The sequence below is a fragment of the Dasania sp. GY-MA-18 genome (genome assembly GCF_024734385.1).
Classification (GTDB): Bacteria; Pseudomonadota; Gammaproteobacteria; order Pseudomonadales; family Dasaniaceae; genus Dasania; species Dasania phycosphaerae.
This window is the reverse complement of record NZ_JANHAP010000008.1, coordinates 188,922-207,607: the sequence shown is the minus strand read 5'-3', so window position 1 is coordinate 207,607 and position 18,686 is coordinate 188,922. Positions and strand designations below refer to the sequence as shown.

The window sequence follows — 18,686 nt, the reverse complement described above, 5'->3', positions numbered from 1 at the left end:
AAGCTTTGTTTAAACTTTTCTGCCACTCCCCGCTAAGCGGGGAGTTTTGTATTACATATTTTTATTCTACAAACAATGATAAAAGGAAACAGCCATGGCGCGGGTTAGCATAGATATGCCTGAGCACTATACTTTCAACACCGAATTAACCGTACGTGTTAACGACACCAATGGCGGCCACATGAGCAACTATGCCGTGCTGGCATTAATCAACGAAGCTAGGTTACATTTTTTAGCCGCCCACGGTTATAACGAAGATCATATAATTATGACCGACTCGGCTATTATTTATAAAGGCGAAGGTTTTTACGGTGATATCTTAAGCTTTGATATAGCAGCGGGCGATTTTAATAAATACGGCTGTGATATTTTTTATAACATTACCAATAAAAAAACCGGCGCCGCTATTGCTCATGCGAAAACAGGCTTGGTGTATTTTGATTATCAGCAACAAAAAGTAAGCGCCCTGCCCGACGACTGGCGAACAGCCCTAACCAGCAACGCTTAAAGCACCAGATCGGCTTAGCTTACTGACCCGGCTCAGTTGCCATTGCGCTATGCTATTAGCCACAACCAAATGGGCCCGGCCCAGTCACCCATGGACCCCAAATCAAATTTGGGGTGACGTACCCTCAATCCAACATCACCCCGTCATTCCGGTACGCTGTTAGCCGGAATCCATCAACACCGCTGTGCATACCTACGTAACCTATGGACCCCAAATCAAGTTTGGGGTGACGTACCCGCACTCCAATATCACCCCGTCATTCAGGCAGGCTGTTAGCCGGAATCCATCAACACCGCTGCGCATACCTAGGCACCCATGGACCCCAAATCAAGTTTGGGGTGACGTACCCGCACTCCAATATCACCCCGTCATTCAGGCAGACTGTTAGCCGGAATCCATCAACACCGCTGTGCATACCTAGGCACCCATGGACCCCAAATCAAGTTTGGGGTGACGTACTCGTAAGCCAACATCACCCCGTCATTCCGGCAGGCTGTTAGCCGGAATCCATCATCCCAAAACCAAAAAACGGCCACAAGCTATGTGACCGTTATTTATATAAGGGGAACTAATTATTTTCTAGCATGGTGTGGCAACTGACCATCTAAAGTCGCTATAGGTTGATATAACTCAGGACGTCTATCTCGGTAAACACCCCAGCTTTCTCGATATTCGGCTACAGCGTCTAAATCAAAGGTATGCACCAATACCGTCTCATCGCTGTCGTTAGCCTCTTGTACTTTCTCGCCCGTGTAATCAGCGATAAAAGATGAGCCATAAAAGGTAATGGCATAATTGTCATCTTGAGTAGCGCGCTCAATACCTATGCGATTAGAGGCAACTAAAGGCATGATGTTAGCACCGGCATGGCCTTGCATTACCCGTTGCCAGTGATAGCGAGAATCCAACGGTGGCGCTGGTGGCGGCTCTGAACCTATGGCCGTAGGATACATTAAAATTTCTGCACCTAATAAGGCCATGCAGCGGGCCGACTCGGGGAACCACTGATCCCAGCATATACCCACACCCACTTTCGCGAACTGGGTATCCCATACTTTAAAACCGGTATCGCCGGGGTTGAAGTATTGCTTCTCTTGATAACCGGGGCCATTGGGTATATGTGATTTACGGTATACCCCTAAGATACTGCCATCGGCATCTATCATTGCCATAGAGTTAAAAAATGCCTTACCCGCTTTTTCAAACCAGCTAAAGGGCAAAACCACATTTAGCTCTTTGGCTAAGGCTTGAAACCGTTTGATGTTGGTGTTTTCTTCTAAACTGGTCGCTAATTTAAAATGCTTTGCATCTTGCTCTATACAAAAATAGGGTGCTTCAAATAATTCCTGAATCAGAATTATATTAGCGCCTTTCGCGGCAGCTTCGCGTATTAAACGCTCAGCCTTATTAACATTATCATCTAAATCCCAACTTACCGTCATTTGGGTTGCTGCTACGGTTACTTCTCTCATGGCATGACCTCTATAAAACCAATTTGAAATAACTATACAAAGTGGTTTAAGCTGGGTGAATAGTCCCATAGGGGTACGGTTACAAATTTATTTAGCCAGTATTGCAGCTTAAACAGCCGTATCCACAAAATAACACCCAAATAACAGCAAGGCCTAAGCCCTTGCAGCCTCAACGCTATCGAGTTAACCATGCCCGACCTTGCAGCACTACAACAATGGCACCAGCACATGGCACAGGCTTTACTCAGCCAGCAAGCCCCCAATATGGCCGGCGAGCTGGTTAACGCTATTCAGCAGTGGTTAGTGTTTGATACTGCCATTGTTTTGCTTTACTCAACACAACAAGCACCCAGTCTACTCTACGATGACTACCCCAACCCCAAGCGGCATAAGGCAGTCATTAAATACACCCAAGGGCTATATTTATTAGACCCTTTTTATAGCGAGTTAATAAAACAGCCACAGCTTAATGGTATTTATCATCTGGATGACTTTGCCCCCGATAATTTTGAAGACACAGAGTATTTTCAGCTTTACTATCGTGATCTGGACCTAGCCGATGAACTTGGTATTTTTATACCTGTAGATCAACAAAGTAGCCTAGTGATATCACTAGCTCGCCGTAACCACCACGAGGTTTTTACCCGTGACAACCTCAACAGTTTGGCCGCCACCACACCGCTATTGAATGCTGTGGTGCAACAGTTTTATGCACTACAGCCCCCCCTGCACAGTAATGATCACTCACCAGTAGCTAGCGCCTTTGAAAATTTTTGCAGTGAACAACTAACCCCACGAGAGCAACAGGTAGCGCAACTGATATTACAGGGCCACTCTTCCAAGTCACTGGCTAAGGCTTTGGATATCAGCCCCTCGACAGTGAAGGTGCATAGAAAAAATATTTATGAACGCCTAGACATCAACACACAGGCGGAGTTATTCAATTTATTTTTGTTACACCTAGATAAGTTAGTGCGTTAGACTGGCCAGCAATAACAAGGCGTTTGTTTTTTGAGCATTCGCAGCTATTTTAAAAACATACAGCGCCATTAATACGCTAAGCTGTATAGGAATAATAACCAGCCAGCGCAACACCTAAGCCTTGGCATTTTTATGGAATGATGATGTTTAGCCGTATTACTTCGCATAACCGCCCCAGCTTTAGCAAAGCACTCATTAGCCTAATCCTTATCCTCGCCTGCCACAGCCTTAGCCAAGCTCGCACACTCAGCGCCCAAGCTTATGGCAGCGATGAAGCCAGCGCCAAAAACGCAGCGCTTAGCGCCTTAGCCAGCAGTATTTTTGTGCAAATAGAAAGCAGCTCTACGCTACAAGAAGACAGCAGCGGTGCCAGCAACTTTAGCAGTAGCAGCCACAGCAGCAGCAACCTACCCATGATAGGGGTGGAGCTAGATTGCTACCCCAGCCCCGAAGGCCAGCTATGCCAAGCCAACATGGACAGCCAAGTAGCCAGCGGCTTGTATCATGCTAAAACCCAGCAGCTAGCCCAACAAATTCAGCAACAATACGCGGCCTTAGCCAATATACCCCGCACGCAGCACTACCCCCAGCTACTCAAGCTATTGGCCGATTACCAGCGCTATGAGCAGTTTGCCACGGTTTTGCTCTATCTCAGCCCGCAAAACCATCCCGCCCCTATCAGCATTAGCCCGCAGCAGCTTAAGTTACAGCTAGCGCAATTAGAGGCCGCCGCCCCTAGCTTAAGCCTAGCGGCCAAGCTACTCACCAAGGGAATAACACAGGGGCAGGTCTATGCACAGCCTGCCACCTTAAAACACTCTAGGGAAATAACCCCCTTTGCCGCCGCCCTGCTAACAGAAATTAACCAACGACTTGCGCGCGCCAATAACCTAGAGCAAGCACGCTATATTTTTAATGGTGAATATCAAATTAACGATCAAGGTATTAGCGTTAATTACACGCTTAGTGATACCCAAGGTAATATTATTAGCAGTCGCTTGGCACAGCTGGCACCCAGTAGTTATCAACATTTAGCCACCAAACCTATAGCGCCAGACTTTGACCGCCTATTACACGCAGGCTATGCAGTAGCCAGCGATTTTAATGTACAAGTAGCCACCAACAAGGGCCAAAGGCAATTGCTGTTTGTAGATGGAGAAGAAATAGAAATACTGATTAAAGTGAACAAGCCCGGCTATTTTTATGTAGTAGGCCACACTAAAAATGGACAAAACGAGCTCTCTTATCTGATCGATATTAACGAGGCCCAAGGCGATCGCCGCTTTGTTTACTATGTGAATGCCGATGAAGTAAATAAATGGGTTTCTATAGGCAGTTTTATTGTTTCCCCACCCTATGGTGTAGAAAGCTTACAAGTCATTGCCAGCCGCAGCGACATGGTTAATCAATTACCCAGCTATAACTATGAACCCAGCAGTGAGTACTATGTGCTATCCCACAATATTAATCAGGCGGTAATGCAAACCCGTGGTTTAAAAAAGAAAAAAACCAGCAGCCAAGAGCTGAGTACAGCCACAGAAGCGGTACTACTGTTTACTACTCAGCGTCGCTAAGCAGTTTCATTCCATAGCTATGTTAACTACCCTCATACTTAGGCTTCTACTATGTTAACTCTTATTTCCCGCTATTCATTAAGCCGTCTATGTAGCTATCTAATATTAGTCAGCGCACTTAGCGGCTGCGTTGATTTTAATTATTATCAACAACATATAGGCCTAATGGCGCCACAGCCCCACCCGAATGCAACTGCTATTAAGGTGTGCCAGTTTCAGCTAAGTGTTAGCGATCCCGTTTTTATAGATAGCAGCCACCAGCATTTGGACTCCGTGATTAAGCAGCAGTTTATAAAATACCTACAGCATGATGGCCGTATAGCTATTAATAGCAACAGTGATTGTCAATGGCAAAGCCTACACATAAAACTAAACCGTGTTAGCGACACTATCACTAGCGAACTCAAAGCCTTAGTCACTTTTTCTACAGCGGATATTGTTATTGCTGGCGATATAACACTAAGCAAAGCACAGCAGCAAAAAACCTTTAGCCATGAAGAACGCATGCAATTAACCGCAATGGATGATGAGTTAAAGATTAATAACCTCTTTGCCATTAACAGCGTACGTAATAAAACCAATTTTATAGACGCCGTGATTGAGAAAATTGTTAGCGTGAGTGCAGCCCTATGAAAAAAGCCCTGTTGTTAGCCTCATTTTTACCTCTATTGACTGCCGCCTCGGTCAGCTTAGCCGCACCCTACCCGGCATTATTAAGTGATGACACAGACGAGGCCATGATGGCCCCCACTGAGTTACATTATGAAGGGCAATTACAGGCTTTAACCCAACGCTATCAGCCCCGCGATTTATCAGACCAAATTACCCGCTTAGATGCACTGTGCCACGCCCATTTAAGCCTAGGCCACTACAGCCAGTTTTATGATTGCATGGCGGTGTGGCAACGCAGCTCTTTCGCCCTCACCCTAGGCCTTATGCGCAAACATAATCAATACCCTGAGTACGCCAGCTATGCCCGTGCCGGCCAGCCCTTAATTGCCGAAACACCCTATACCACCGCGCTATTTCCACAAGAGGTGGAAGCCCGCAAGCATCGCCTATTGGCTGAAGCCTGGTTTCAATTAGGGCAATATACACAGGCGCTAGACCACGCCAACAGCGCTTTAAAAAATTATTATGAGTTGGGCGAACAACAATGGCAGGCCCCTAGCCAGCGCAGCGATTTAAGTTTTATGTATGTATACGCTGGCGGCCCTCAGCCCGATAATCAAGGCAAACGCAGCAGCGATGATTATGCCCTGCCCGGCGGCAATGAAAAATTTCACTGGTCCTACGATATATTAATGAGCGCCACGCTAGCGGCCCAAAGTGAAATTCGTTTAGGTCGCCCGCAACTAGCCGCCGAACATATAAAAACAATTACTCGGCTACACAAAACCAGCGATGGCGGCGATATACACAACAGCTTTCAGCGGGCCAGGCAGTATTACCTCAACACCGTATTGTTTGAACTGGGTGACTATCAACACATGCGCCCCATGACAATAAGCGCCAGCGAAATAGGCCAAACCCTAATGGGCTATTTCGCAGTGGGCAGCAGCGCCGTGCTGGCAGTAGGTGACTTTGTCACAGCCCTAAGCGGTTTTAATAGCAACGGGGCTTTCGCCAAAATGGCGGGGTTTAGCGCAAACTATGGTTTAGACGCGCTGACCGAACGGCTGTTTACCGGCTTACAGTTTAGGGAGCAGTTACAATTAGCACTCATTGCCGCTAACAATAAAGATTGGGCACTGAGCCTAAAACACGCCAACAATATCCTTAACGATGGAGATAGCGCCTCCTTTAGCGAAATCCGCTGGTTAAGCGCCTACCAAAAAGGCTATGCCCTTGAGCAGCAAGGGCAACTAGCCGCCGCCTTACAGGCTTATGAACTGGCCATGCAGCTAGTAGAAAATAGCCGTGGCAATATCTCGGTAGAATCTCAAAAAATTGGTTTTGTTGGCGACAAAGCCAGCGCCTATCAACGCGCCATAGCCCTGCTTATAAAACTAGGCCGCGATGAGCAAGCCTTTGTAACGGCTGAGCGCGCACGCAGCCGCGCGTTAGTAGATATGCTAGCCGACAGCCAAGCCCGACGCGAACAACTGCCCAACAGCATTAGCCTAGCGCCGCTAGCTTTTAACCCGCAGCCCGCAGCCACTGCCGCTACCAGTACTGGCCTACGCGGTTTAAAAAATAGCCGCCGCGATCGTGCCGCTATCAAACAAATAGAAACCCAATCACTAACCACCGTTACGCCTTTTAACGCACAAGAGCTGCAAGCCTTACTCAGCCCTACACAAGTGTTGGTGGAATATCTTGAATTAGATGACCAATGGTATGCCTTTAAAGTCACCGCTAATAACATACAAACGCTTAAGCTTAATGCGGCACAACTAAACTTACGCATTAGCGACTATAGAAAACAATTACAAAATAAAAACAGCCAGCGCTATAAGCAACTCTCGCAGCAACTCTATCAAGAGCTTATTAGCCCGCTACAATTAAACGATCACGCCGAACTCACCATCGTTGCCAGTGGCGCTTTGCACTACCTACCCTTTGCCTCGCTACACAGCGGCCAACAGTTTTTGATTGAACAAAGGGCTATTAGCCACCTACCCAGCGCCAGTGTGGCGGCATTCCTCAACCGTGATAGCGCTAACAAGCAGCACTCCCTATTAGCTATGGGCAACCCCACCGTAGATTTGCCCGGTGCCGAGCAAGAGGTTAAACGCATCGCTACACTCATCAATAACAGCGCTATAGTGACCCAACAACAGGCAACAGAAACCCTGCTCAAACAACAAGGCCAGCAATACGGTATTTTACACATAGCCTCACATGGCGAATTTAACAGCCGCCGGGCTCAGCAATCACGCCTGCTGTTAGCCAAAGACGCCAGCAATGATGGCGAACTAACTATGGGTGAGGTTTACCAACTACAACTCAACGCCAGCCTAGTTGTGCTATCCGCCTGCGAAACCGGCCTGGGCAGCTTGGCCAACGGTGACGAAGTCATAGGTTTAACCCGCGGCTTTTTATACGCCGGCAGCGACAACATTATCGCCAGCCTATGGAAAGTAGACGACAGCGGCACCCAACAACTTATGAATTTATTTTATCAAGGGATTAGCCAGCAAAACTACGGCCAGGCTCTGCGCAGTGCACAGCAGCAAATGATAAACAGTAGCAACAACCACCCTTTTTACTGGGCGGCCTTTCAACTCACGGGGCAAGGCTAAAGCGTAAAGTTTGGGGCTAGGGATATAAAAACATCAGCCTATTGCTTTCGCTGTACACGCTGCTTGTTATTTTTATAAAAGAAATAAAACAATAGCAAAGTACTAGCCAGCAAAGCCAATATAGCAATCAACTGCAATAACAACTCACTGCTATAGCCCTGCACAGCAAACCAGACAGTTAAGCCTAAAAAGCTGGCCATGGCGACGTTTTGCAGCCAGTTATTCATGGCCAGCACGTGGCCCAGCTCATGCTCTTGGCTGTGAAATTGTATCAGCGCATTAAGTGGCGCAATCATTAAACCGCCCATAGCGCCGACACCGACAAATAATACAGCGGATAAAACTATAGAGCCGGCAAAGGTTAATACGCTGAGGCATAGCGCCACCCCTATAGCACCTATAGGGATTAAAACTATGCGTATTTGATTGATCGATAATTTTGCCGCTAGCCACGAGCCCAACACTATACCTAAACCGGCACAACCTAATACCGCTTGTATGACTAAGGTATTGCTTACCCCGTACTGCGCCTTGGCATAGGCAGGGAACGCCGCCAGCATCACCTGCCCCACCGACCAAAATAAAGCCAGGCCAATAATAGCCCAGATGATAATCGATTTTTTGCAAACCAGTGCAGCCAGCTGGCGCATTAACCGGCCTTGCAGATAAGCTTTAACGGGGAAGGTTTTTTCAGGGTCGCCCTGCTCTAACTGTGGCAGCTTATACGTCATGATTAGCTCAAAAATGGCATTAATCACCAGCAACCAGCCGATAACCGCTATATGTTGTAAAATCACTTTTGGGTCGACTACGCCAGCGGGATAAAGCATTTCAAAAAACAAAGAGTACACCACGGTACCCGCTAAAATGGCAACTATAGTGACCGCCTGCACTAAACCGTTGCCCGGCACCAAGCGCTCTACCCCAAATAAAAATTTGATGTAACCGTATTTTGCCGGCGAATAAAATGCCGACTGTATAGCCAACACAAACGTTAAGGCGAAGGCCTGCCAAAACCAGCCCAGGTAATAACAAGCTGTGATAAATAAAGTCACCACCACAGCCAGCCATGCCGAGAAACGCATCACTTGATGTTTGGGGTATTTATCAGCAATAAAGCCTACTGGCGACAGCAATAAAATAAATGGCAAAAGAATCAGGGCATTGACTATAGCGGTGTATATCACCTGCTCTTGGCCATCGTAGGCTTTAAACAGGGTGTTTTGAATAATGATTTTATGGCCTAAATCTATAAAGGCATTAAGAAATAAAGCAAGCACATAAAAAATGGCGCCGGGTGTTTTTAGTAGTTTATACATAAGGTTTTGTGCCCGCTTGCTTAGCTTGTTGGTGACTATATGAATAATCAATTATTGTGTAATGCTGCTTAGTGTGCAGGGCTGTTATTAACGACCCGATATCAGCACGACGGATTTTAACCGTAATTACTGGTGTTTTTATAGCGCTAATACATGGCTTTGTTGATCATGTTTCTTGGGCGCTGGCACTGTATGCTTCGTCTAGAGCCATGACGCTTCGTCATTCCGGCATGCCCTTAGCCGTAATCTATTAACGCCGAAGTACAAGCCTGCGTAGCCTATGGACCCCAAATCAAGTTTGGGGTGACGTGCTGCGGGGGTGGTGCTACGGTTCTGTCACTGTCGCGGTTTGTTGGCCGCAACGCCTTTTCATTTTTACTTATTGATGACTGAAGCATTCATTTATTCGCCACTCGTCATTCCGGTATGCTGTTAGCCGGAATCCATTAGCGCCCAAGTACAAGCCTGCGCGGCCTTTGGACCACAAATCAAGTTTGGGGTGACGTGCTGCGGGGTTGTACTGCTAATCGCAACCCCATAAAAAAACGGCGCCCCATGGTGATGAGTGCGCCGTTTTATTTCGTCTTAACCTAGCTTATTACAGGCTAAGGTCGCGATTACTGGCTTTGATAAATTCTTTTTTCAAATCTTCGTAAGTATGTACGGCTGGGTACTGTGGGAACTCAGCAATCACATTGTCCGGTGATTTAAATAAAATACCAGCATCGGCTTCGGCTAACATGGCGGTGTCGTTGTAAGAGTCACCAGTCGCTATGGTGCGATAGTACATGGAGTGAAAACCTATTACGGCTTGGCGCTTGGGGTTGGCCTGGCGCAGTTTGTAGTCGGTAACCTTGCCGTTTTCATCCACCTCTAGCTTGTGACACAACAAGGTGGGGTAACCCAGCTGCTTCATAAAGGGCATACCGAATTCGTAAAAGGTGTCGGATAAAATTACCACTTGAAAACGCTCACGCAGCCAGTTTAAAAACTCTGCAGCCCCTTCCATAGGAGATAATTCGCTGATTACCGCCTGTATATCGGGCAAGCCATAACCGTGCTCGTTTAAGATGCGTAAACGTTGTTTCATTAATACATCGTAATCGGGTACATCTCGGGTTGTGGCTTTGAGTTCTTCTATGCCGGTTTTTTCGGCAAAGTTAATCCAAATCTCAGGGATTAATACCCCTTCCAAATCTAAACAGGCTATTTCCACGTGGACTCCTAAAGGCTTGCATGGCTGTAAAAGGCGCTGATTCTACCACCCCTGCTGCAACTCAGCTATGGCCTGAGGCCAGGTAAATAGCCCATAGCTCGTTGCTTAAGATATAGCTTGGGCTCAACTCCCTCAGTCGCTGCTATTGCCACAGCTTATGGACCCCAAATCAAGTTTGGGGAGATGTGCTGACGGACTGTGCACCAAGCTGTTATTTCAATCCCGTCATTCCGGTATGTCCTTAGCCGGAATCTATTAAGCGCTACTCCAAACACCTACTTAGTCTATGGACCCCAAATCAAGTTTGGGGAGATGTGCTGACAGACTGTGCACCAAGCTGTTATTTCAATCCCGTCATTCCGGTATGTCCTTAGCCGGAATCTATTAAGCGCCACTCCAAACACCTACTTAGTCTATGGACCCCAAATCAAGTTTGGGGAGATGTGCTGACAGACTGTGCACCAAGCTGTTATTTCCATCCCGTCATTCCGGCATGTCTTTAGCCGGAATCTATTAAGTGTCGCTCTAATACGCACACTGGCCATGGACCCCAAATCAAGTTTGGAGTGACTGCTGGCTGGTTTGCACGATGCACAAGCAGCGGACGGTTTTTAGCTGCACATAAAAAAGCCGCAACATGTGCGGCTTGGACTAGTTGTTGAATAGCAGCTTAATACTCAGGCAGCTCTATATGTTCAAACAGCTCATCCAGCTCTTGCTTGGTGTGGCGCTGGTATGCGTCCTCTACCACTGATTTGGTGAGGTGCGGGGCGAATAGCTCAATAAACTCATACATAAAGCCGCGTAAAAAGGTGCCGCGCCTAAAGCCTATGCGGGTAATACTGGGGGCAAATAGATGGCTGGCATCTATGGCGACTAGGTCGCTATCCAGTTCTTCGTTAAAGGCCATTTTAGCTACTATGCCTATACCCAAGCCCAGCCTCACATAGGTTTTAATCACATCGGCATCGGCGGCGGTAAACACCACCTTGGGGGCTAAGCCCTTGGCAATAAAGGCCTCATCCAATTTGGAGCGCCCCGAAAAGCCAAATACATAGGTGACTATGGGGTGGGCAGCCACATCTTCTAGGGTAATATTACTTACCTGCGCTAAGGGATGATCTTTGGGTACGATTATGGCCCGGTTCCACTTGTAACAGGGCATCATGATTAAGTCGCTAAATAACTCCAGAGCCTCGGTGGCTATGGCAAAATCTACCGTGCCATCGGCGGCCAGTTCGGAGATTTGCATAGGCGTGCCCTGGTGCATATGCAGCGACACCTCGGGATAGCGATTGATAAAATTTTCTATGGTTTTAGGCAAGGCATAGCGTGCCTGGGTGTGGGTGGTGGCTATGGATAAGCTGCCCTTTTGCTCATCACTAAACTCCTGCGCCACCTGCTTAATACTCTCAACCTTGCGCAGTATTTCACCCGCGGTTTTAAGTATGGCCTCGCCGGCCGGGGTGACACGGGTTAGGTGTTTACCACTGCGGGAAAATACCTCTACCCCCAGCTCATCTTCCAGCAGCCGTATTTGCTTGCTGATACCCGGTTGTGAGGTATATAAACTTTGAGCAGTGGCCGATACGTTCAAATCGTGATGTGCCACTTCCCAGATGTAGCGCAACTGTTGTAATTTCATACTACCCTCCGGCTCGATGCTAATAAAAACAGTGTTAATGCCTTACTAACTCGCCTTGTTTTATTGCTTATCTTGTTATTACTTATTGTTTTAGTAAACGGATACGGTTACGACCTTTAAAACATAGCCCATATAACTAATTTCGCCTAATAATTGCCCAAAAGTTTCTATTTGTTCTAGATATGAACTGAGGCATAGCTTTAAGCCTAGGGATTGGCCACCCCGTGTGGCACATGGCCTGTGGCCACGTGCTGGCTGGCGGAGTCGCAATGGGCTTGCTGGTCATCAAAAAACACATCGGCGCCATAGGCTTTTAAAAAGTCACCCTTAGGTAAGCCCCCTAAAAACAGTGATTCATCTATACGTATATTCCAGCTGCGCAGGGTGCGTATCACCCTTTCATGGGCCGGGGCTGACCTGGCAGTAACCAAGGCTGTGCGTATGGGAGAATCCTCAGGCGGGAACTCTGCCTGCAGGCCATGCAGGGCCGATAAAAAGGCCTTAAAAGGCCCACCGGTTAACGGCGTTTTAGCGGCGGCTCGCTCGCTTACGGTAAAGGCGTCTAGACCTTGATGCTTGTAGATTTGCTCGGCCTCGTCAGAAAACAGCACGGCATCACCATCAAAGGCAAATTTTAACGGGGCTTCGGCATCGTATACCCGCTGTGGTGAAGGCATCAAGGTAGCCGCTGCCACCCCGTTCTCCAGTGCTGAGCGCACATCACCGGCATCGGTGGATAAAAACAAATGGCAGCCAAAGGCTGACACATAGCGATATGGGCTTTGGCCACCGCTAAAGGCGGCACGGCTAATGTCCAAGCCGTAATGCTCTATGGAGTTAAACACCCGCAGGCCGGTATCGGCACTGTTACGCGATAGCAGTATCACTTCTACCCGCGGCTCACCCTCTAGCTTGCTATTAATCGCCAGTAATTTTCGCACCAAGGGAAAAGCCTCACCGGGCTCTAGCACATCATCCTCGTGCTCGATTTGATATTGCTGATAGGCTGCCAAGCCCTGCTGCTGGTACACCAAATGGCTGTCGTCCAGATTGAATAAGGCTCTGGAGGAGATAGAAATAACCAGCTTATCGTTTGCGCCCTGTGGCATGGTAATCCTTATGTTGCAGTCTCTAGTCTCTAGAGTATTGGGCCGCTCTCGTAAAAATACAAACACCAGCGACCATTAACTAGAGACTAGCCATCTAGCGACTGTGTTTTAAGCAAAAACGGCGACTAAAAAGTCGCCGCTCACACAATCTATAGAACCTACTTAGATACTCTTCAAAGTACCCTTAGGTAATACCGCATGTATAGAGTGGCGTTGAAACTTAAGATCGACATTATCGCTAACATTGAGTAGCAGATAATCGCCTTCAATTTTAACAATCTTGCCCAAAATGCCACTGGTAGTTACCACTTCATCGCCTTTACCCAGCGCGTTGACCATTTCGGTATGCTCTTTTTGGCGCTTACGCTGGGGGCGTATAGCGATAAAGTAAAACATCACAAATAAACCCACTAGCATTACCAATTGAATAATGCCGCCATCGGATGGAGCTTGGCCTGCTGCTTGTGCGTGAGCCTGAGAAATAAAATCCATACTGTTAACCTTATAAACTGTTTAATGTTTAACCAAAAGCGGCATTACCTTAGGCCTACGCCACCGGGCTAAATCGCCGCATACTGTAACGCTTTTACTAGCGCCTAGGCAATCACCTGTGCGCGCTGCTGTTAGTACTCTATGTCGTATTCCATAATAAAGGGCGCGTGATCTGAAAAACGCTCTTCTTTGTATATGGATGCTGACTGTATTTTATCCACCAAGCCGGGGGTAATCACATGGTAATCTATGCGCCAGCCCACGTTCTTAGCCCAGGCCTGGCCGCGATTAGACCACCAGGTGTATTGCTCTGGTTCTTGATTGATCTCCCTAAAGGCATCTACATAGCCTACTTCGTTATACAGGGTATCTAACCAGGCGCGCTCGTGGGGTAAAAAGCCGGAGTTCTTTTGATTCGGTTTCCAGTTTTTTAGGTCTATCTCTTTATGGCAAATATTCCAATCAGCACAAATAATATACTCACGGCGCTTACGACGCAGCGCTTTGAAGTGTTCCATAATATTTTCTAGGAAACCATCTTTTTTAATCTGCACAGCTTCGCTGCTAGAGCCTGAGGGCAGGTACATAGAGATAACACTCACCCCATCAAAATCGGCTTGTATATAGCGCCCTTCTGAATCCGCTGGGTCCCAGCCCAAGCCTTTAATGACTTTATTGGGCTTCTTTTTGCAGTACAGTGCTACACCGCTATAGCCTTTCTTTTCAGCGTCGTAGTAATAGCAGTGATAGCCTTCGGGGTGAAATATAGGATCACTGAGCTGGTCTACCTGTGCCTTGGTCTCTTGTATGCAAACCACATCGGCTTGCTCTTTAGCCAGCCACTCAAAAAAACCTTTGCGGGCCGCTGCCCTAATACCATTAGCGTTGGCGGTAATAACTTTCATAATCACATCCAAAAAAATTGAGCGGCCATGATACAGATAAGTGGATGTGGGTTAAACATCAACATAGCTCTTAGCTCTGCTAGGCGGTAAACTAAGCTCTTTTTCATATTCGCGAGCAGCTCTGCTATGGAATTTATTTGGATATTAATCGCCTTTGCCTGCGGTTTAAGCACCAAGCTTATCGGCCTGCCGCCACTGGTAGGCTACCTGATTGCCGGCTTTATCCTAAATGCCATGGGCATACAGCCTAACGACAGCTTAACCAGCCTCGCCAATATGGGCATTACCCTAATGCTGTTTACCATAGGCTTAAAAATCCATCTGCAGGATTTATTTAAACGTGAGGTTTGGATAGGTTCGATTAGCCATATGAGCCTGTGGACGGCTTTGGCCACCGGTATTATTTTATTTATCGGCCTGCTATCAGCCCCCTATTTTACCGAGCTAGAACCCGGCGCTGCCGCCCTGCTCGCTTTTGCCTTTAGCTTTAGCAGCACCGTGTGTGCAATAAAGTTATTAGAAGAAAGCGGCGAAATTAAAACCCGCCACGGCAAGCTCGCCATGGGCGTGCTGGTTATGCAGGATATTATCGCGGTTATCTTTTTAGCCGTCAGTGCCGGTAAAGTCCCCTCTGAGTATGCGGTGGGGCTAATCGCCTTAGTATTTGTACGGCCAATAATTAACCGCCTGCTCAACAATATAGGCCACAGTGAGCTGCTACCTTTAACCGGCTTTTGTATTGCCCTAGGGGGCTACCAGTTATTTGAGGCCCTGCAGCTTAAAGGTGACCTAGGCGCACTGCTGTTTGGCATGTTGCTCAGCCACCACGCTGCGGCCTCAGAACTGAACAAATCCCTGATGAACTTTAGGGATTTATTTTTAATCGGTTTTTTCCTCTCTATTGGCTTTATTGCCCTGCCCGACCTAGAGATGATTTCCATCGCCGCACTGATCTGCCTATTACTAGTACTGAAGTTTTTATTGTTTTTTGCTGTCTTTATAAAACTAAAGTTAAGAGCACGTACTGCCTACTTAACCGCGCTGGCGCTAAGTAACTTTAGTGAATTTGGCCTTATCGTTGTAGCCCTAGGGGCCAATGCTAATTGGATAAGCAAAGAGTGGCTGGTGATTTTAGCCCTATCCACATCCTTTTCTTTTGTAATTACCAGCATACTCTATCGTGGTGCTCACCGGTTCTACGGCAAACATAAGACCCTGATTAAACGCCTAGAATCCAAAACGCCTTTAGCCAGTGATCGTTATATACAACCTAAAGATGCCGAAATACTGGTTATAGGCCTAGGACGAGTAGGCAAAGGTGCCTACCAGGCCCTGCATAGCCGCTTAGGCGATAAGGTGTGGGGCATGGACGCAGACCAGAGTCGTATACGCGGCCTTAAAAAGAAAGGCATGCATGTGTTTGCCGGTGATGGCGAAGATGCCGACCTTTGGGAAAAACTCGATATCAGTAAAATAAAGCTGATTTTACTATCACTGCCCACTATAGAAGACAGCGCCAATGTTACCCAGCAACTAAACGCGGTTAAGTATAAAGGTAAAATCGCCGCTATCGCCCGCTATGAAGATGAGCAGAAAAAACTACTTAGCCAGGGTATAGATAAGGTCTTTAACTTTTTCACCGAGGCCGGTAGCGGCTTTGCTGATGAGAGCCTGGCCTTGCTAGATAACAAGCCGCAACCGCCAAATTGACACTGCCGCCACAGGCGTAATCTGCTATGATTTGCGCCCTAATCCCCTACCAAAAGAAGTAACATCAGAGAGTACCATGAGCCTAGCCGATACTGTATTAGCCATTAACGACGACCTGCCCATACGCACTGATAAACCCGTACACAGCGGCAAAGTGCGCTCGGTGTATTGGCTAAGCACCACCGACAGCCAGCGCCTCATCGCTGAAAAAGGCTATCAAGTGCCCGCCGATACCCCCTTGGCGATTATGGTGATTAGCGACCGCATCTCGGCCTTTGATTGTATTTGGCGCGGTGAGGGTGGTCTTAATGGCGTACCCGGCAAAGGCGCAGCCTTAAACGCCATTTCCAATCACTGGTTTAAATTATTTAAAGAGCAGGGCTTGGCCGATAGCCACATACTGGATATCCCCCACCCCTTTGTGTGGATAGTACAAAAAGCGCAACCGGTAATGATAGAAGCCATCTGCCGTCAATATATTACCGGCTCTATGTGGCGCGCCTACAGCAAGGGCGAGCGCGAATTTTGTGGCATTACCTTACCCGAAGGCTTAAAGAAAGATCAAAAATTGGATGATGTTTTAATCACCCCGTCCACCAAAGGCATATTAAAAGGCCTGCCCGGCGTACCCGAAGCCGATGACGTTAACATCAGCCGTCAAAACATAGCCGACAACTACGCGGCCTTTAATTTTAAAAACATCGCTGACATAGACCACTACGAGCGCTTATTAAAACAAGGCTTTAATGTAATCAGCGACGCGCTGGCCGCACTAGACCAAATCTTTGTAGACACCAAATTTGAGTTTGGCTATGTGCGTGACAGCCACGGCAACGATAAACTCATCTACATGGACGAAGTGGGCACACCCGACTCTTCACGCATCTGGGACGGCGCCGCTTATCGCCAGGGTGATATTATAGAAAACTCCAAAGAAGGCTTTAGGCAGTTTTTATTAAACCACTTCCCCGACCCCGATATTTTATTAAACAAAGACCGCATGGATGAACGCAGCGCACTGGCTAAAGACAATGTGCTACCCGAGTCAGCCTTAATGGACATATCCAAAACCTACACCGGTATTGCCGAAAAGATTACCGGTCAAAAATTACAACTATCGGCTAATCCTAAAGCAGAAATCATTGAAGTATTGCGTGAGCAGTATGGACTAATAGACTAGCCACAGCCACTTGCACTACACAGCGCTAATCCCCGTTTATACGGGGATTTTTGTTTCTGCTATAGCGCCATATTAATTGCAGCCCGTCATGCTGAACTTGATTTAGCATCCAGCCACTGCAGCCTTTAAGCAAAGGCCAGCTCGGTAATATTCACATTATTTTTCGTGGCTAAATTTCATCAAGGCTGATATAAAAGTTTTACCTAAAATATTAATAGCCTAAACAGCACACCATGGAATGATTTAATAAACCATCTAAATACGACCTGCAAAATGGCTTTTAAATAAAGCAACTACATACAAACCACAAGGACAGCTATGAACATCAAAGAAAAACTCACTGCGCTTAATGCCGCCAAAGCCATACCTTTAGTATTAGCCATTATTGCCGTACTCAATTCCTATTATATTGTTATTGAAGGCCATGTGGGTGTGATTAAACGTTTTGGTGAGGCCATGCATCAAGAAAACCCAGGCCTGCACTTTAAAATCCCCTTCATTGAAACAGTAGAAATGATTGAGGTACGAACCAGAAAAAATGCTGAAAAAATGGCCTCTAGCACTAAAGAGCAAATGCCAGTCACCATTGAGGTCTCAGTAAACTGGACCGTTAATAAAGAAGCAGCACTGGATCTATTTAAAAAATACGGTGGCCTTACTCAGTTTGAGCAACGCATCTTGGATCCAAGATTCCGCTCAGCCACCAAAGATACCATCCCCCAATTTGAAGCCGAACAACTAATACAAGATAGAGCCTCAGCCATACAAGGTATAGAGCGGCGCTTAGCCGAGGAAATGGGCGGTTTCCCTGTGGTAGTGGATAATATACAAATAGAAAATATTGTATTGCCTCAAAAATACATTAACTCTATAGAAATCAAACAAACTGAAAAGAATTTAGCCGCAGCGGAAGAGCATAAACTCGAGCGCCAGCGCCTAGAAGCGCTACGAGCAGTTAACACCGCCGATGCCAAAGCCAAGGGCATATTAAAAGTGGCCGAAGCTGAAGCGCAATCCATATTGCTGAAAGGTAAGGCCGAGGCGCAAGCCATAGAGGCTAAAGCCAAAGCGCTAAAAAATAACCCTTTAATCGTAAAACTAACCGAGGCACAAGCCTGGGATGGCAAGCTGCCCTCAACAATGATGGGGGATGGCGCGATGCCAATTATGGATATTAGGGGCAAAAAATAAACGCACAATGCCTAACACCTAGACTATGATCTTTAACTGGCTAACAAGCGCTATTTACAGGCATTAATGATAAGTTTAAATATGGATGTAAATTAATAGCGCTCATAATTGGATGCCCGCTATTGCGGGCATGACTAGC

At 47.0% G+C, this 18,686-nt stretch carries 15 protein-coding genes; 8 read left to right on the top strand and 7 right to left on the bottom strand.

Translation table 11 applies throughout. The annotated features are described in order from the left end of the window. Positions 1 to 94: 94 nt before the first annotated feature. The gene (locus tag NO559_RS11300; protein ID WP_258331936.1) at positions 95 to 508 is read left to right on the top strand and encodes a thioesterase family protein; all 414 of its coding nucleotides are present in this window, start codon (positions 95 to 97) and stop codon (positions 506 to 508) included. 572 nt (positions 509 to 1,080) lie between these two features. Here NO559_RS11300 and aguB read toward each other — a convergent pair. Beyond that, positions 1,081 to 1,980 carry an N-carbamoylputrescine amidase gene (gene aguB, locus NO559_RS11295; RefSeq protein WP_258331935.1) on the bottom strand — a complete coding sequence of 300 codons (900 nt, stop codon included), beginning with the start codon at positions 1,978 to 1,980 and terminating at the stop codon, positions 1,081 to 1,083. A 189-nt stretch (positions 1,981 to 2,169) separates the two neighbouring features. Here aguB and NO559_RS11290 point away from each other — a divergent pair, with 189 nt between their 5' ends. The 4 genes from NO559_RS11290 (at position 2,170) to NO559_RS11275 (ending at position 7,780) form a co-directional block, all read left to right on the top strand. Next, positions 2,170 to 2,961: a helix-turn-helix transcriptional regulator gene (locus NO559_RS11290; RefSeq protein ID WP_258331934.1), complete on the top strand. Its 792-nt coding sequence runs from the start codon at positions 2,170 to 2,172 to the stop codon at positions 2,959 to 2,961. Positions 2,962 to 3,098: 137 nt separating this feature from the next. Next, entirely contained in the window at positions 3,099 to 4,535 is a 1,437-nt protein-coding gene (locus NO559_RS11285; RefSeq protein ID WP_258331933.1) for a DUF4384 domain-containing protein, read from the top strand. 51 nt (positions 4,536 to 4,586) lie between these two features. Then, a complete protein-coding gene (locus tag NO559_RS11280) occupies positions 4,587 to 5,168 on the top strand; it encodes a hypothetical protein (RefSeq protein ID WP_258331932.1) in 582 nt (193 codons plus the stop codon). Then, the gene (locus NO559_RS11275; protein WP_258331931.1) at positions 5,165 to 7,780 is read left to right on the top strand and encodes a CHAT domain-containing protein; all 2,616 of its coding nucleotides are present in this window, start codon (positions 5,165 to 5,167) and stop codon (positions 7,778 to 7,780) included. The genes NO559_RS11280 and NO559_RS11275 overlap by 4 nt, the downstream gene beginning before the upstream one ends. Before the next feature lie 38 nt (positions 7,781 to 7,818). On the opposite strand, the gene NO559_RS11270 is transcribed toward NO559_RS11275, so the two are convergent. From NO559_RS11270 to NO559_RS11245, 6 genes are all read right to left on the bottom strand, one after another. Continuing rightward, positions 7,819 to 9,099: an MFS transporter gene (locus tag NO559_RS11270; RefSeq protein WP_258331930.1), complete on the bottom strand. Its 1,281-nt coding sequence runs from the start codon at positions 9,097 to 9,099 to the stop codon at positions 7,819 to 7,821. A gap of 598 nt (positions 9,100 to 9,697) precedes the next feature. Next, positions 9,698 to 10,315, bottom strand: a complete 618-nt coding sequence (thrH, locus tag NO559_RS11265; RefSeq protein ID WP_258331929.1) for a bifunctional phosphoserine phosphatase/homoserine phosphotransferase ThrH — start codon at positions 10,313 to 10,315, stop codon at positions 9,698 to 9,700. Positions 10,316 to 10,985: 670 nt separating this feature from the next. Further along, the gene (gene cysB / locus NO559_RS11260) at positions 10,986 to 11,960 is read right to left on the bottom strand and encodes an HTH-type transcriptional regulator CysB (protein WP_258331928.1); all 975 of its coding nucleotides are present in this window, start codon (positions 11,958 to 11,960) and stop codon (positions 10,986 to 10,988) included. A gap of 206 nt (positions 11,961 to 12,166) precedes the next feature. Next, entirely contained in the window at positions 12,167 to 13,069 is a 903-nt protein-coding gene (locus tag NO559_RS11255; RefSeq protein WP_258331927.1) for a 5'-nucleotidase, read from the bottom strand. 162 nt (positions 13,070 to 13,231) lie between these two features. Continuing rightward, positions 13,232 to 13,561, bottom strand: coding sequence for a preprotein translocase subunit YajC (gene yajC / locus NO559_RS11250; protein ID WP_258331926.1), 330 nt, complete (start codon positions 13,559 to 13,561; stop codon positions 13,232 to 13,234). Positions 13,562 to 13,692: 131 nt separating this feature from the next. Then, positions 13,693 to 14,466 carry an exodeoxyribonuclease III gene (locus NO559_RS11245; protein ID WP_258331925.1) on the bottom strand — a complete coding sequence of 258 codons (774 nt, stop codon included), beginning with the start codon at positions 14,464 to 14,466 and terminating at the stop codon, positions 13,693 to 13,695. A 126-nt stretch (positions 14,467 to 14,592) separates the two neighbouring features. Here NO559_RS11245 and NO559_RS11240 point away from each other — a divergent pair, with 126 nt between their 5' ends. The 3 genes from NO559_RS11240 to NO559_RS11230 all read left to right on the top strand — a co-directional run bounded on the left by NO559_RS11240 (position 14,593) and on the right by NO559_RS11230 (position 18,547). Beyond that, positions 14,593 to 16,176 (top strand): cation:proton antiporter family protein, encoded by a 1,584-nt coding sequence (locus NO559_RS11240; RefSeq protein WP_258331924.1) that lies wholly within the window; start codon positions 14,593 to 14,595, stop codon positions 16,174 to 16,176. Between the two features lie 76 nt (positions 16,177 to 16,252). Beyond that, positions 16,253 to 17,356, top strand: coding sequence for a phosphoribosylaminoimidazolesuccinocarboxamide synthase (locus NO559_RS11235; RefSeq protein ID WP_258331923.1), 1,104 nt, complete (start codon positions 16,253 to 16,255; stop codon positions 17,354 to 17,356). Positions 17,357 to 17,674: 318 nt separating this feature from the next. Continuing rightward, positions 17,675 to 18,547, top strand: a complete 873-nt coding sequence (locus NO559_RS11230) for a prohibitin family protein (RefSeq protein WP_258331922.1) — start codon at positions 17,675 to 17,677, stop codon at positions 18,545 to 18,547. Positions 18,548 to 18,686: the final 139 nt, after the last annotated feature.

Coding starts and splice junctions, on each gene's coding strand:
- NO559_RS11245 (WP_258331925.1), bottom strand. CDS start 14,466: ATGAAAGTTATTACCGCCAACGCTAATGGTATTAGGGCAGCGGCCCGC.
- NO559_RS11240 (WP_258331924.1), top strand. CDS start 14,593: ATGGAATTTATTTGGATATTAATCGCCTTTGCCTGCGGTTTAAGCACC.
- NO559_RS11270 (WP_258331930.1), bottom strand. CDS start 9,099: ATGTATAAACTACTAAAAACACCCGGCGCCATTTTTTATGTGCTTGCT.
- NO559_RS11275 (WP_258331931.1), top strand. CDS start 5,165: ATGAAAAAAGCCCTGTTGTTAGCCTCATTTTTACCTCTATTGACTGCC.
- NO559_RS11230 (WP_258331922.1), top strand. CDS start 17,675: ATGAACATCAAAGAAAAACTCACTGCGCTTAATGCCGCCAAAGCCATA.
- yajC (WP_258331926.1), bottom strand. CDS start 13,561: ATGGATTTTATTTCTCAGGCTCACGCACAAGCAGCAGGCCAAGCTCCA.
- NO559_RS11280 (WP_258331932.1), top strand. CDS start 4,587: ATGTTAACTCTTATTTCCCGCTATTCATTAAGCCGTCTATGTAGCTAT.
- NO559_RS11290 (WP_258331934.1), top strand. CDS start 2,170: ATGCCCGACCTTGCAGCACTACAACAATGGCACCAGCACATGGCACAG.
- NO559_RS11235 (WP_258331923.1), top strand. CDS start 16,253: ATGAGCCTAGCCGATACTGTATTAGCCATTAACGACGACCTGCCCATA.
- NO559_RS11300 (WP_258331936.1), top strand. CDS start 95: ATGGCGCGGGTTAGCATAGATATGCCTGAGCACTATACTTTCAACACC.
- aguB (WP_258331935.1), bottom strand. CDS start 1,980: ATGAGAGAAGTAACCGTAGCAGCAACCCAAATGACGGTAAGTTGGGAT.
- NO559_RS11255 (WP_258331927.1), bottom strand. CDS start 13,069: ATGCCACAGGGCGCAAACGATAAGCTGGTTATTTCTATCTCCTCCAGA.
- cysB (WP_258331928.1), bottom strand. CDS start 11,960: ATGAAATTACAACAGTTGCGCTACATCTGGGAAGTGGCACATCACGAT.
- NO559_RS11285 (WP_258331933.1), top strand. CDS start 3,099: ATGATGATGTTTAGCCGTATTACTTCGCATAACCGCCCCAGCTTTAGC.